We start from the raw sequence: 13,392 nt of genomic DNA on the forward strand, positions 1-13,392 counted from the left end.
CATGAAGTGGCGGGTGGAGTTGAGCTGGTACTCGGGCGGCAGCTTGGGCCCCTTGGCCAGGGTGGCGTAGAGGATGGTGGCGTTGGGCTGGGCCAGCAGCAGGCCGGTCGGCTCGCCCGAGGCGTCGCGCTGGATCTCGCCGCCCGGCGGGTTGGGCGTGTCCTTGGTGTAGCCGACGGCGCGCAGGGCGGCGCGATTGAGCAGGGCGCGGTCGTAGAGGTGCAGGATGAACACCGGCGTCTCGGGCGCGGCGGCGTTGATCTCGTCCAGGGTCGGCAGGCGCTTCTCGGCGAACTGGTGCTCGGTGAAGCCGCCCACCACCCGCACCCACTGCGGCGGCGGGGTGTTGGCGGCCTGCTTCTTGAGCATGGCCATGGCGTCGGCCAGGGTCGGCACGCCGTCCCAGCGCAGCTCCATGTTGTAGTTCAGCCCGCCCCGGATGACATGCATGTGGCTGTCGATCAGCCCTGGAATCACGCGACGGCCGCCGGCGTCGATGACCGTCGCGTCCGGCCCGGCGGCGGCGCGGACGGTCTTTTCGTCGCCCACCGCCGCGAACCGGCCGTCGCGCACCAGCACCGCGGAGGCTTGCGGATTACCGCGGTCGAGCGTCGTGATCTTGGCGTTGACGAGCAGCAGGTCCTTGGCAGGCATGACGGGCTTTCCAGGTTGGGCGAGCAGGGAACTGGGCAAGAGCGCCGCGCCCAGCGCGACAGCGGAACGGCGTGTGAGCTCGCTCATGTCTCATCCCTGCCGCGTAGAGCCTTGGGGGCGTGCGGGCCGAGCACGTGCCCAGCGAAATCGGCCTTGAGATAGGCCACGACCGGCGCGCCGGCGGCCATGTGCTTGGCGATCGGCACGACATGCTCACCCAGCAGCATGCCGAGCAGGCCCAGCAGGGCGATGGTCGGCGGGGCGGGCGAGCGTACGCCCAGCAGCGAATAGAGCACGCCGACCAAGAGGCCGGCGCCAAGCGAAAGCAGATAGGGCTTCATGCGAGACTCCCTTCGAGACGACAAGACGCGGCGAGCGCGAACGCCCGCCGCGGTCTGATCAGCCATGCGAGCCTTCCGACGCGCCGAACATCGTCTTGGCGTAGATGATCCCCAGACCGTAGGCCCCGCCGAACTTCCTGGCGATGCCGGTCGTCAGGTCGTAGGTCTCGCCGCGCGCCCAGTCGCGCTGCAGCTCCAGCAAGTATTGCAGCGAGGTCATCGGCCGGGCGCCGGCCTGGATCATCCGCTGGACCGCGCGCTCGTGCGCCTCGACCGAGACATCGCCGCAGCAGTCGCTGATGAAATAGACTTCGAAGCCCTGGGCCAGGGCCGACAGGGCTGGGCCGGCGATGCAGACGCCGGTCCACAGGCCAGCCAGCACCAAGCGATCCTTGCCGATGGCGTTGACCCGCTTGATGACATTGGCGTCTTCCCAGGTGTTCATCGAGGTGCGGTCGGTGACCTCGGCGCCCGGGAACGCTTCCTTGATCTCGTCGAACACGGGACCGGAGAAGCTCTTTTCGGCCACCGAGGTGATGATGGTCGAAACGCCGAAACCGGCCGCGGCGTGGGCGACGAGGGCGGCGTTGGTGCGCAGCAGCGTGGCGTCGATGGAATGGGTGGCGAAAGCCATCTGCGATTGGTGATCGATCATGATCAGGGTGTGATCGGTCGGGGTGAGCAGCGAGGGGCCGGCGGTCGGGGTGGCGAGAATGGGCATGGCGGCGTCCTTGGCCTGGAGGGTTCCGATCGGCGGCCGGTTGGGCGGCTGATCTGCAAGGCCACCCTATAGACGTCGGCAAGCGAGCGCTCTTTTCCTCGAGCGCGGCCGTTTGAACGAATGCGTTTTGCTATAGTCCGGCGGCCTGATTCAGAACCCGCCCCACGGCGTCGTAGTCGCCATTGAAGTGATGGTCGCCGGGCAGGCCGACCTTGCGCACCACGGCCGGGAAAGTCGGACAGGCGTCGTCATGTTCTTCCGACCCGTAGACGCAGACCATCGGCACGTCCTTCAACGAGGCCAGAACGGGGGCGATCGGGTAGGTGTCCTTGTCGCTGACGTCGAGCCAGTCACCGGGATGGAATTCCAGCTCGCCGGTGGCGTCCGCGCCCAGCAGGGCGACGATGCGGACCTGACCGCGCAGATCGGCCGGCAAGTGCTGAACGATGATCGGCAGGGCGTCGGCGCCGAACGAATAGCCGGCCAGGATCACGCGCTGCTTGCCCCAGGCCGCCTGATAATGATGGATCACCGCGGCTAGGTCGTCTGCGGCCGCCTGCGGCGACCGCTTGGTCCAGAAGTAGCGCAGGGAATCGTAGCCAACGACCGGCACGCCGGCCTTGACGAAGCCCTTGGCGAGACCCTGGTCGATGCCGGCCCAGCCGCCGTCGCCCGAATAAAACACCGCCAGGGTGTCGCCACGCGAGACGACCGGGGCCTCGACCAGGGGCAGATCCGCCAGACGCGCGGCCGGGGCCGGCGGCGCGGACGCGGCGACCGGCGCGATCATTTCCAGGGCCCGCGACAGGCTGGCGGCGACCGGCGCGCCGGTCGCCAGCGTCGTGACCCGGCCTTGCGGCAGCTTGGCGGCGAACGCCTGGGCGGTCGCCATGTCGCCGGCCTGCAGGATGACGAACGGGACGCCGAGCTTGGAATCGGCGGCGTAGGCGAAGCCGTCGTTCGGCGCGACGGCGTGCGCCAGGCCGCCGTCGCCGGCCAGCAGGGGACGGCCGGTCTTCAGGTCGGCCTGAAAGTCCAGCGCCGCGCCCCCCTGGAAGATGCCGGCCGGCGACTGGGCCAGAGTCCCGTAGGCCAGGGCTGCGCCGGCTCCCTGGCCCACGAGGATCGGCCGATGATAGGTCGTGAACTTCAGGGCCCTCTGGGCGGCCTGGGCCAACTCCGAGAAATCGCCGGCCGGATAGAGCCCATGCGGTCCCGCTTCGTCCTGAGCGACGTTGAGATAGCGGCGTAGATCCACCCCGACGACGGTGGCGTCAGCGCTGGTCAACTGGCGGGCCAGGTCGGTGAGGGCCGGGGTCCAGCCGGCCTTGTCGGAGATCAGGATCACGAACCGGCGCGGCTCGGCGCCGCGCCGGAAGATCGTCACCGGCCCGGCGGAGCCGTAGCGGTAAGGCGTCGCGGTGAGCGGACCCAAGGGCGGGACGGGCTGAAGAGCCGAGGGCGAGGAGGTGGCGCCCGCTGGGGCGGTCAAGACGCCGCGCGCCGCCAGAAATCCGCCGGCCGCCAGGACCAGGGCGGCGCTGGTGGCCAGTAGAATCTTGCGGATGGACATCGTGGCGCTCCCTGGCTGCCAGCGTGTTCTCGCAGAGCCGCCTGGCGCCCCCCTGGCGTCCGCCTTACCGATTTGTGAGGGCGGGCGGTTCGCGGCCGATCAGCCGGGTGGCGTCCAGCAAGGCGGCGGCCAGGCCGGAGGGCGGGGCGGCCAGGTAGCGCGGCGTCCAGACCGGATCGAACTTGCTCTTGAAGGCCCGCAGGCCCTCGAAGCCGTAATAGGCGCCGCCACGCTGGGCGATCTGGCGGCCGACCTTGTGCCAGAAGGGGGCCAGGCGGTGATCGGCCAGGCCGGATAGCGGCGCCATGCCCAGGTTGAACCAAGCGTAGCCCTGGGCCTTAGCCCACAGGATCAGCTCAACGAACAGGAAATCCATCGTCCCACGTGGCGCGTCGTCGACGTGGCGCATCAGGTCGATCGAAGCCTCGACGCCGCCGCCCGTCCAGATATTGGCGAAGGCGATAATCTCCTGGCCACGCCACGCGAGAGCGATGGGGTCGTGCGCCAGCACGGCCGGATCGAAGCGGCCCAAGGAAAAGCCCTTTTCACGACCGCCGTGGGCCGCCAGCCAAGTATCGGAAATCTCCCGCAGGCGCGCCATCAGGGTCCCGCCGACGGGCGCCGCGACGACTTCGAAGCGCAGGCCGTCGCGCTGGCCGCGCGCATGGCTCTGGCGCAGGTTGCGGCGCGCCCCGCCGGCCAGATCGAAGGCGGCCAGGGGCACGCGGGCCTCCTCGCCCAGCTTGAGGGCCGAAAGGCCCAGATCCAGATAGTCGGTGATCCGCTCCCCGCTGGCGTGGTAGATCACCGGCCGCGCGTCCTGGCCGTCGGCCAGTTCACGAAAGCGCCAAAGCAGCTTGCGGCCTTCGGCGGGATCGCCGACTGGATCGCCCAGCATGACCAGGCTGCGGCCCATGGCCCCGTACATCAAGAAGGCGTCGCCTTCGGTCGAACGCAGGATGGCCTTGTCGCCGGTCAGGGCGAGGCGCGCGGTGGTGTCGGGCGAAGCCTCGATCAGTGGCCGGACCGCGTCCAGCGTCGCCGGATCAGCGGAGACGGCGCGGGCGTGGGGCAGGCGGGCCAGCCTCCAGATGCTGCCGACCAGGATCAGTCCGCCCAGCAGGGCGATGCTGCGCAGGAAGCGCGCATGATCGGCGTGATAGCCGAAATGGGTGAGCAGGCGGGTCTCGAACGGGGCCGTGTCGTAGATCCAGGCGCCCAGGGCGATTGAGCCGGCGAACACGCCCAGCACGCCCGTGACCAGCCAGGGGATCAAGGCGTCGCCCTCGATCGAGCCGCTACGCGTGAACAGACGACGCGAGGTCAGAAGGGCCAGGCACAGGCCGGCGGCGGCGATGGCCGGCGCGATGTCGAGGCCGCGCAGCAGGGCGGTCGAGGCCGCCACCAGGGTGACCGGCAGCGCCACCAGCCGCGCGCTGGCGCGACGGCGCAGCAGGCCCAGCGACACCACCATCAGGGCCAGGCCCGCCGCCAGGGAGATCAGGTGGCTGGTCTCGACCACGATCAGCGGCACGGCGGCCCGCAGCAGGCCCAGGCGCTCGGTGGGAATGCGGCCCACGGCGATCAGCACCAGGGCGCCGCCCAGAACGAAGGAGGACAGGGCCAGGGCCGCCGGCCCGACCAGCCGCCAGGCCCGCCGCGCGGTCAGGATGATCCGCCGCGCCCCGGTCTCCTGGCCCATCAGGAGACCGCCCGCCAGGACCAGCGGAACGACATAGTAGAACAGGCGATAACCGACAAACGCGGCGGTCAGGGCGGCGCGGTCGAGGTTTGGCAACAGGGCAAGCATCGCGCCCTCGAAGACGCCGACCCCGCCGGGCAGACCCGAAAACAGGCCGGCGGCGGTGCTGACCGCATAGGCGCTGGCGAAGGCGGTGAAGGGCGGGGCTGCGTCGCCGACCAGCATCCAGACCAGGGCGGAGGTGACCAGATTGTCAGCCACGCCGATGGCCAGTTGGGCCAGGGCCCAGCTCAGTGGCGGCAGGGTGAAGACCCGACCGCCCACACGCAGCGTCCGGCGCGCCAGGGCGCAGGCGGCCAGGTAGCCGAGCGGGAACAGAAGCAGAACGGCGCCGACGCCCTTGGCGAACCCGGGATACAGGTGCAGCGCCTGGAAGGTCGCGGCGGGCGCTGTCAGGAGACTGAGACCGGCCAGGCTAGCCAGACCCAGGGCGAAGGAGACCGCACAATAAAGGGTGGTGCGCGCCACCTTGCCGACATCGACGCCGTGGCGGCCATAGAGCCGGGCGCGCACCGCGCCGGCCACCAACGGGGTCAAGCCGATGCTGTTGGCGAAGGCGTAGGCGATGAACGAGCCCAGGAGGCCCGCGCGCAGGGGAACCTTCGCCCCGGCCCAGCGCAGGCCCAACTGCTCGTTGGCGGCCAACAGGCCGTAGCTGGCCGCCGCCATCAGCAGGGCGAGACCGACGCGAGGCAGGCCCCAGCCAGCGATCTCGCGGCGAACCTGGGCCGGGGAGAGGCCGTGCAACTCACGCCACAGCACGTAGACCGCGGCGGCCAGCAGCAGCGGCGGCGCTAGCCGTGCGGCCAGGGTCTTGAGGCTGGAAAGCAGGGGCTCGCGCATAGGCCGAACTGGAGCCGAGTTCGCCTGGTGCGTAAAGGCCGTGTCGGTCACGCGTCGGCCTCCGCCCGGTCGTCCAGCGGCCGGTGTTCCGCGCCTTTGGCCGCGCCGGCCAGGATGATGAGGTGGGCGGTCATGTCGGCTAGTTCGCGCGTCCGCAGGGCGTCGAGCTTTTCATGCAGGGCCAGGATCTCGAGTTCGGCCTTCAGATTGACCTCGTAGTCGTGCTCGGCGGCGGCTCGGTCCTTCGAGGCCTGGCGGTTCTGGCTCATCATGATCACCGGCGCCTGAACGGCCGCGACCATCGACAGGATCAGGTTGAGGAAGATGAAGGGGTAGGGGTCAAAAGGCTTGAACCCGCCCCGGGGCAGCAGCAGGCCGTTGAGCACGGCCCAGGCGGCCAGGAAGATGCCAAAGCCGATGATGAAGCCCCACGAGCCGCCGATCTCTGCCACCCGGTCGGCCAGGCGTTGGCCGAAGGTCATGGCCTCGTCGGTTTCGTCGGCGATGTTGCGGGCGATGGCCGCGCGGCGAATGATCTGAAGGATCACCCGGCGCTCCTCGGCTTCCAGCTCGCGAAAACCGTGACCCAGCAGGCGCCGGGATTCCGCGTCGAGTTTCTTGATGGTTTCGTTCATCGTCCCGGCTCCCTGGAAAACGACGGGACGATGATCGGCGCGCCTGACGGGCGCTTGGCGGGAACCTGGAAAATTTGTGAGGTTGAGTTTTGGGGTCAGGGCGAGGACGCGTTCGGCAGGCTCAGCACCACCCGCAGGCCTGGATGGTTGTCCCTCAGGACCAGCTGCCCGCCGTGCAGTTTGGCGCAGGCCGCCGCGATGGCCAGGCCCAGGCCCGAGCCGGACGTGGCGCGCGTTTCGTCGAGGCGCACGAACCGCTCGACCACCCGGCCGCGATCGGCGGCCGGCACGCCGGGGCCGGTGTCGGCGACGACCAGATCGACGCCGCCCTGATCGCCTTGGGACAAGATCAGACTGACTTGCGCGCCCTGGCCGGCATAGCGGGCGGCGTTGTGCAGCAGGTTGCCTAGGGCCTGGCGCAGAATCAGCTCGTGACCGAGGTAGGGAGCCGGACGTGGCGGAACTACGATCGTCAGGCTCTGGCCGGCATCCTCGATCACCGGTTCGAACAGGTCGCCCAGGTCGCGGACCAGATCCGCCAGGTCAAGCGGGGCCATCAGGTCGCGCGAGAGGCCGGACTCCGCCCGGGCGATGTCGAGCAGGGCCCCGAAGGTCGCCAGCACCTCTTCGCACCGGGCTTGCGCCTCGGCGATCAGGGCCAGGCGCTCGGCTTGAGCCAGATCCTCGTCCTGGGCGCGATTGAGCGCGCCACGCAGGCGGGTCAGCGGCGAGCGCAGGTCGTGCGACAGGCTGTCGGTGACGGAACGCATGCCGGTCATCAGCTCCTCGATGCGGGCCAGCATGGCGTTGACCGCCTCCGCCAGGTCGTCGAACACGTCGCCGACCCCGGCGATGGGGGCGCGGGCGGAGAGGTCGCCGCCGGCGATCGTCTCGGCCGCCTGGGCGATGCCTTCGGCGCGACGAACCAGAAGCCGCCCTAGGAGGAGGGCCGCCGCGGCGACGATGATCAGGCTGGCCAGCAAGGCCGCGCCGACCGCGCCGAGAATGGCCCCGTGGAAGGCGCGGCGGTCGGCCAGGTTCTCGTAGATCACCAGCGTGCCGCCCACCGCCATCGGCTGGACCAGGATCTCGTAGTCCGCGCCGGCGATCGTGCGGATGGCGTAGCCTGGGGCGGGAAGGTCGGCGGCGGTCAGCAGTTCGACGCCTCCCAGCCGCGTTCCGTCATCGTCGAACACCGCATAGTCGAAGGCTCCGCCCTCGTTGAGGGTGCGATGGTCCAGGGCCCGGGCCATGGAGGCCAGGCCGTCCTGATGGGCGAAGGCGACGAAGTAGTCGCGAGCGGTCTCGGCCACCAGGTGTTGGCGACGTTCGATCAGGCGCTCACCGGCCAGGTCGGCGACCAGGAGCCCCAGGGCGAGGGCCACCGCGACCGCGCCGGCCACCACCAGCGCCAGGGTGGCGGGCTTGGCGCCGCGGATCGGACGGGCCGACTTCAAGGCGCTTCCGAAAGACGGTAGCCCGAACCGCGCACGGTGTGCAGCAGGGGTTTGTCGAAGCCTTCGTCGACCTTCTTGCGCAGCCGGCTGATGTGGGTGTCGATCAGGCTGGTGTGCGGATCGAAACGATAGTCCCAGACCTCCTCCAGCAGCATGGTGCGAGTGACCACCCGGTCGCGGTGGCGCAGGAAATATTCCAGGAGCTTCAGCTCCCGGGGCAGGAGATCCAGGGTCCGTCCAGCCCGGACGACACGGCGGGAGAGCAGGTCCAGGGTCAGGTCGCCGCAGAAGAGGCTCGTCTCGACCGCCTTGGCCGCGCCACGCCGCATCAGGTTTTCCAGCCGGGCCGAGAGCTCGGCGAACCCGAAGGGCTTGGTCAGGTAGTCGTCGGCCCCGGCCCTCAGGCCGGTGACCCGTTCGTCCAGGTGGGCCAGGGCGCTGAGAATCAGGATCGGCGTCTGCACGCCGGCCGCGCGAACCGCCTTGGTCACCGACAGGCCGTCCATGCCCGGCACCATGCGGTCCATGACGATGGCGTCGAAATCGGCGCTGCTGGCCATGTAGAGCCCGTCACGCCCGTCGGCCACGTGTTCGGCCGTGAAGCCGGCCTCGCGCAATCCCTTGAGGATATAATCGGCCGTATCGGCGTCGTCCTCGACCACCAGGATCCGTCTGCTCATCGATGCTCCTTAGGCGTTCGGCCAGAATGCCCGGCGTGGGGAAGGGCGGCTAGCCCTTGGCCACGCAGGCGGCGACGAAGGCTTGGTGGGTTCCGTGACGCACCTTCTGGGCGGCCCAGACCCGTTCGCAGGCCGCGCGCTTGGCGGTTTCGGCCCGATTGGCGGCAGGGACGCGCGCGGGATGATTGACGGCGGCGGCCTGGGCGGAAGCGGCGGCCAGGCTCACCGTCGCAACGATCGACAAAACGGTCAGGTGACGAGAAAAGGACATGGCGGCTCCTTCCAGAACCCGCGCCCGCGGGCCGGCGCGACACCATAGAGCCTTACCGAGCTTGCGGCGATCAGACGGCCGCCTTGCAGATTTGTAAGGTTCGCCGCCGATTTCTGGCGCCGTTGTAAGATTGCTGAGCGCGGCGCGTCAGGGCGCGGCTTCAGGGTGACCTCCATCGGCGCTTCCGCCGTCAGACAGACCTTGAAGGAGACACCATCATGTCCATCCGCGCCATCATCGCCGTCGCTGTCTTGTCGACCGCCGGTCTGGCCGCCGCCGCCAACGCCGCTCCAGTCGCCCCGGTCTCGACGCCCGCCAGCAAGGCGACGCCGGCCAAGGCGGTCAAGAGCAGGACCGCGCCGGCCAAGACCGCCGCGACCAAGCCGGCCGTCCACAAGACGTCTGTCCACGCCAAGAAGGCCCACGCCACGCGTCACGCCAAGGCGGCCTGATCGCCGCCGTCTTCGAAAGCCCAGTCCTTGAAGCCCCAAGGCCGCGACGCTCCCGTCCCCCAAAGCGTCGCGGCCGTTATCTCATCGCGGTGAATCCGTCTCATGCCCTTGCCGTTCGTCGCCCTGGCCGCTTCGGCCGCCGTCGTGGCCGCAACGCCCGTCGAAACCGCCCATTATCCCTACGAGACGCTTGGCGAGGTCCATGTGTTCGCGCCGAGCGGCCCGCCGCGCGGCGTGGCCGTGATCCTGTCGGGCGATGGCGGTTGGAAGCCCTGGGAAGCCAGCGGACGCATGGTCGAGGCCCTGGCCCAGCGCGGCGTCCTGGCGTTCGGCCTGGACGTCAACCCGATCATGGCTCGGATGACCGAGGGCGGCGCGCCCTATGATTTGGCCGCCGAGATGCGGTCCGTGGCCGCCGACGGCGCGCGGCGTTATCACGCCTCCGGACCGGTCTATTTCGGCGGCTATTCGGCCGGCGCCACCCTGGCCTACGCCGCCGCGGCCCAGGCTGGTCCCGGCGAGGTCGCCGGGCTGGTCACCACGGGCTTCTGTCCTGACCAGGACACCGGCGCGCCGGTCGGCGACGCCGCGGGTCGGACCATCGGCTATCGGAAGAAGGGCGTCGACGGCTGGGTCTACCGCCCGATCGCCCTAGCCGCGCCCTGGGGACTGGTGGAAGGGGGCAGGGAGCACGGCTGCCCCGGCGGCTCGGTGGAGAACTTCGTCAAGGCCGTGCCCGGCGCGCGGCTGTGGACCGCGCCGGGCGTGCGCCATGTATTTCAGCCGCTGTCGGCCTGGAAACCGCAGCTAGACGCCGCTGTGGGTTACGCGATGGCCGCCGCCGATAGTGTTGCTGAAGGCAGTCGCCGCCTCAACCAAGAAAAGGAATATATTCCCATTTCAGCACCACTGCCCAAAGCCCCGTAATGCGACTGGGCGATTTCCGCCTGTTCTCGGCCGGAGCAAGGATTCGCTTTACAGGCGACCGATAACGCTCGCTCGCGCTTCGAATGTATCGCGATCTTCTTGTAGAGCGCGGGCTGATCTCTTGACGATATCCACCGCCTTGAACGTGTCCTTGTCGATCAGGCTACAGCTCAGAAAGGTCTAGGAAGCCATTGGAAACGACCTCAATCTGACTAGCCGACCGCTTCGGGGGGCGAGATTGAGCCAGCCCGACCGAGACATCCGAAGGACAAGCCGTTGGCCGAGCTTTCGCGATGTGATCAACGCTCGGCCTGAAGGCCGCACCGACGTCCGGATAGATCGTCGTTCTCGTATCGGCGCTCCTGCCGGGAGGCGTCAAGGCGCGGAGCGGTCGCTCAAGCGCAGCACTTCGGAGATGCAGCGACGGTTTTCAACGCGGTCGATCTGAACAACGATATCAATCATCGATGTCACCAGCCCATAGGCGTTGGCGTAGTCGAGATTGTGCGCGCCCTGCAGGATCATGATCGCCAGCTGCCTCAGCGCGCCCTCGGCGCTGTCGGCATGGATGGTGGTGATGGACCCCGGGTGCCCCGTATTGATCGCGCGCAGGAAGGTATAGGCCTCGGCGCCGCGGAGTTCCCCCAGCAGGATGCGGTCCGGCCGCATGCGCAGGGCCGCCTCTAGCAGGTCGTTGGGGGTTACGTTCGCCTCGCCATGTCCGCCGCGGGCGGCGATCAGCTGGACCCGGTTGGCGTGGCTCGGCTGAAGCTCCGCCGCGTCCTCGATGGTGATCAACCGTTCAGATGGCGGGATTTCGGCCAGCAGCGAATTGAGAAGGGTCGTCTTGCCGCTCGACGTGCCGCCGGAAATGATGATGTTGCGTCTTTGCCGGACCGCCTCGGCGAGATAGGTCGCCAGTTCGCCGGTCGGGGCGGGAATGGCGTCGCGCCGCCGCGCCGGCTCCAACACATAGGACGCCAAGGGCAGGGCCGCCGCGCGATGGCGGCGGATGGCGATGGCGAGATGGCGCTGTGTCGCCGGGGGCATGACGATCTGGATGCGGGCGCCGTCCGGCAGGCTGGCGCTGAGCAACGGATGAGCCCGGCTCAGCCCCTGGTGGGAATAGACGGCGACCTGTCGGACGAGGCGCTGCAGGTAGTCGCTGTCGAGCATGGGCATCTGCAGGCAGGCGATCTCGCCGCCCAGCCGCTCCCGCCAAATCTCGCCGGGCCGGTTGATATAGATGTCGGTCGTGCCGGCGTCAGCGAGCAGCGGCCGCAGCGGCTCGAGATAATAGCTGAGATAGTCGCTGGGACCATCGGTTGTCGGCCGGGCGGTCATCGTCTTGGCAAGACCCCCGTGAAGTCCATGTCCCGGTTGACGAAGACCATGATCGGCGTGCCGGCCTCGACCGTGACCGTGGGCGTGTTCTTGCCTTGCGCCGCCCCGGCCTGGGCGATGCCGCCGGCGGTCTGGGCGGGAAGGCCCAGGATGACCGCGCTGTTGTCGCCGCGCGAGGCCACGGCGACGCCGATGGTCAGGGCCGACTGCAGAACGGCCGAACCCATGCGCGCGAGCAGGTGGTTATCGACCTTGCCCGCGACGCCGGCGCCGCCTTGTAAATCCGCTCCAGGCGCCACCAGCTTGATAGCGACGCCGTCGGGCCGGACGAGGCGCGTCCACAGGATCGTGACGCGGCTTTGGTTCGGCTGGGCGTTGGGACGGATTTCACCGATCAGGTGACTGCCGCGCGGGATCAGGACCCGTGTTCCGTCGAACCCGCGTGTATCGCCTGTCGTAATGGCGCGCACGGCCCCGCCCACGCTGGAATCGACGGGAGTCTCGATCGCCGCCGGAATGAGCGCGCCCTGAGGCACCAGCATGGCGCGGTTGCGCATGACGACGGCGCGCGCCGGCAGATCCTCCGGCGGCGCCCCCTCGGCCGGCGCCGAGGCTGGTGGGAGGTCGATCGTCATGACCGGCTCGGATAGCCGCGGTTCGGGAGCGGCCGCCATCGGCGGCGGCGTGGGCTGGTTGACGTACTGAACGACCGGCGGCGGCGGCGGACCCTGGATGTAGCGCACTTCGGGGGGCGGAGGGGGCACCGGCGGCGTGGGCGGCGGCGGCGGTGGAATATCCAGCGGCGCGATATTTGGCGGAAGGGCTGTGGTGGGAGCGGCGCGCGTCTTGGCCGGCTTGGGCGCACCAAGATGCGCCTGGGCGAGCCAGATCACGCCCCCACCCGCCAGGCAAAGGGCGATGGCGACGACAACCGGTGAAGGCCCCGTTTGCGGCAAGACCACTCGGGGACCGGGGGAGTCAGGGTTGGACGGGCCGTCGCCGGTCATTTCTGCCCCTTGTCGAGGACCCGTGTCGCCGTTGCCTTCTGCTTCCCAAGCCGGAAGACGAAATGGTCGGCGACCAGGTCGATGACGTATTTGCCGTCGCGCATGGCGCCGTTGATCAGAACCTCCGCCCCCTGGTCGTTGATCATGAAGATAGCCGGGATCTGGCTGGCCTCGCGCCATTCCACGAAGGTCGCCAAGCCATTGTCGTACATGGACGCCGGCCGGATCGATCCGGCTCCGGTGAAGCGGAAGCGCGCTTTCGGCGAGGCCTGAGGGACCGGCTGGTCGAGGCTCACCGGATAGACGAATCTCAGCGATATCGCCGTGGCGGCGTCCGGTACAGGAATGGCGGTCAGGTCGAAATTATATTCGCGCGTGTCAGTGACGACGGTGAGGTTCGTGTTGGTCGCGCCCTGCATGGGCTTGATGAAGAGGTGGTCGGCCCGATGATTGGCCACTGCCTGCCAGACCGCGCTGTTCCCCAGGGCGACGTTTTCAATGCGTTCGTCCGAAGAGAATTCGACGGTCAAGGCATAGCCCAGCGCCACGCGGAGCGTGACGACTTCGTCTGGATCGAAATCGATCGTCTGTATCCGCGGGTCCTTCAGGCCCGGCTTGGGCGCGACCGACGCGCCGGCCGGCAAGGCGGCGCCGGCTGGCAAAGCGGCGATCAGGGCGAGGAGATGGCGGCGTGTGGTCACGGTTCCCTCATATTCGCCAGGGGA

General features: G+C 69.1%; 14 protein-coding genes. 2 read left to right on the plus strand and 12 right to left on the minus strand.

What is annotated here, in order from left to right:
* From BM066_RS23035 to BM066_RS23075, 9 genes are all read right to left on the minus strand, one after another.
* Nucleotides 1–654 (minus strand): amidohydrolase family protein (locus BM066_RS23035; protein WP_218150935.1); only part of this gene is annotated, 654 nt, incomplete at its 3' end.
* 83 nt (nt 655–737) lie between these two features.
* Entirely contained in the window at nt 738–995 is a 258-nt protein-coding gene (locus BM066_RS23040) for a DUF1427 family protein (RefSeq protein WP_089930580.1), read from the minus strand.
* A gap of 58 nt (nt 996–1,053) precedes the next feature.
* Nucleotides 1,054–1,716, minus strand: coding sequence for a hydrolase (locus BM066_RS23045; protein ID WP_089930582.1), 663 nt, complete (start codon nt 1,714–1,716; stop codon nt 1,054–1,056).
* Nucleotides 1,717–1,846: 130 nt separating this feature from the next.
* Nucleotides 1,847–3,289 carry an AcvB/VirJ family lysyl-phosphatidylglycerol hydrolase gene (locus BM066_RS27175; RefSeq protein WP_089930584.1) on the minus strand — a complete coding sequence of 481 codons (1,443 nt, stop codon included), beginning with the start codon at nt 3,287–3,289 and terminating at the stop codon, nt 1,847–1,849.
* A gap of 64 nt (nt 3,290–3,353) precedes the next feature.
* The gene (gene mprF / locus BM066_RS23055) at nt 3,354–5,945 is read right to left on the minus strand and encodes a bifunctional lysylphosphatidylglycerol flippase/synthetase MprF (RefSeq protein ID WP_143093793.1); all 2,592 of its coding nucleotides are present in this window, start codon (nt 5,943–5,945) and stop codon (nt 3,354–3,356) included.
* Nucleotides 5,942–6,529, minus strand: coding sequence for a DUF1003 domain-containing protein (locus BM066_RS23060; protein WP_018113201.1), 588 nt, complete (start codon nt 6,527–6,529; stop codon nt 5,942–5,944). The genes mprF and BM066_RS23060 overlap by 4 nt, the downstream gene beginning before the upstream one ends.
* 95 nt (nt 6,530–6,624) lie before the next feature.
* A complete protein-coding gene (locus tag BM066_RS23065) occupies nt 6,625–7,986 on the minus strand; it encodes a sensor histidine kinase (RefSeq protein ID WP_018113202.1) in 1,362 nt (453 codons plus the stop codon).
* Complete coding sequence (locus tag BM066_RS23070) at nt 7,983–8,666, minus strand: response regulator transcription factor (protein WP_018113203.1); 684 nt, start codon at nt 8,664–8,666, stop codon at nt 7,983–7,985. The genes BM066_RS23065 and BM066_RS23070 overlap by 4 nt, the downstream gene beginning before the upstream one ends.
* 49 nt (nt 8,667–8,715) lie before the next feature.
* Nucleotides 8,716–8,937 carry a hypothetical protein gene (locus BM066_RS23075; RefSeq protein WP_089930586.1) on the minus strand — a complete coding sequence of 74 codons (222 nt, stop codon included), beginning with the start codon at nt 8,935–8,937 and terminating at the stop codon, nt 8,716–8,718.
* Nucleotides 8,938–9,155: 218 nt separating this feature from the next.
* Here BM066_RS23075 and BM066_RS23080 point away from each other — a divergent pair, with 218 nt between their 5' ends.
* Entirely contained in the window at nt 9,156–9,389 is a 234-nt protein-coding gene (locus BM066_RS23080) for a hypothetical protein (protein ID WP_018113205.1), read from the plus strand.
* 102 nt (nt 9,390–9,491) lie between these two features.
* Entirely contained in the window at nt 9,492–10,316 is an 825-nt protein-coding gene (locus BM066_RS23085) for an AcvB/VirJ family lysyl-phosphatidylglycerol hydrolase (protein ID WP_018113206.1), read from the plus strand.
* Nucleotides 10,317–10,691: 375 nt separating this feature from the next.
* Here the strand turns inward: BM066_RS23085 and virB11 are convergent, their stop codons facing one another.
* Genes virB11 through BM066_RS23100 form a run of 3 tightly spaced genes read right to left on the minus strand, consistent with a single transcriptional unit; the run spans nt 10,692 to nt 13,368 of the window.
* Complete coding sequence (gene virB11, locus BM066_RS23090; protein WP_018113207.1) at nt 10,692–11,660, minus strand: P-type DNA transfer ATPase VirB11; 969 nt, start codon at nt 11,658–11,660, stop codon at nt 10,692–10,694.
* Nucleotides 11,657–12,667: a TrbI/VirB10 family protein gene (locus tag BM066_RS23095; protein WP_089930589.1), complete on the minus strand. Its 1,011-nt coding sequence runs from the start codon at nt 12,665–12,667 to the stop codon at nt 11,657–11,659. The genes virB11 and BM066_RS23095 overlap by 4 nt, the downstream gene beginning before the upstream one ends.
* Complete coding sequence (locus tag BM066_RS23100) at nt 12,664–13,368, minus strand: TrbG/VirB9 family P-type conjugative transfer protein (RefSeq protein WP_089930591.1); 705 nt, start codon at nt 13,366–13,368, stop codon at nt 12,664–12,666. The genes BM066_RS23095 and BM066_RS23100 overlap by 4 nt, the downstream gene beginning before the upstream one ends.
* Nucleotides 13,369–13,392: the final 24 nt, after the last annotated feature.

Origin of the sequence: Caulobacter sp. UNC279MFTsu5.1 (assembly GCF_900114015.1) — a bacterium.
Taxonomy (GTDB): Bacteria; Pseudomonadota; Alphaproteobacteria; order Caulobacterales; family Caulobacteraceae; genus Caulobacter.

Bases quoted from the DNA above. Each gene is read 5' to 3' on its own strand.
- BM066_RS23040 (WP_089930580.1), bottom strand. From the start codon at position 995: ATGAAGCCCTATCTGCTTTCGCTTGGCGCCGGCCTCTTGGTCGGCGTG.
- BM066_RS23045 (WP_089930582.1), bottom strand. From the start codon at position 1,716: ATGCCCATTCTCGCCACCCCGACCGCCGGCCCCTCGCTGCTCACCCCG.
- BM066_RS27175 (WP_089930584.1), bottom strand. From the start codon at position 3,289: ATGTCCATCCGCAAGATTCTACTGGCCACCAGCGCCGCCCTGGTCCTG.
- BM066_RS23060 (WP_018113201.1), bottom strand. From the start codon at position 6,529: ATGAACGAAACCATCAAGAAACTCGACGCGGAATCCCGGCGCCTGCTG.
- BM066_RS23070 (WP_018113203.1), bottom strand. From the start codon at position 8,666: ATGAGCAGACGGATCCTGGTGGTCGAGGACGACGCCGATACGGCCGAT.
- BM066_RS23075 (WP_089930586.1), bottom strand. From the start codon at position 8,937: ATGTCCTTTTCTCGTCACCTGACCGTTTTGTCGATCGTTGCGACGGTG.
- BM066_RS23080 (WP_018113205.1), top strand. From the start codon at position 9,156: ATGTCCATCCGCGCCATCATCGCCGTCGCTGTCTTGTCGACCGCCGGT.
- BM066_RS23085 (WP_018113206.1), top strand. From the start codon at position 9,492: ATGCCCTTGCCGTTCGTCGCCCTGGCCGCTTCGGCCGCCGTCGTGGCC.
- virB11 (WP_018113207.1), bottom strand. From the start codon at position 11,660: ATGACCGCCCGGCCGACAACCGATGGTCCCAGCGACTATCTCAGCTAT.
- BM066_RS23095 (WP_089930589.1), bottom strand. From the start codon at position 12,667: ATGACCGGCGACGGCCCGTCCAACCCTGACTCCCCCGGTCCCCGAGTG.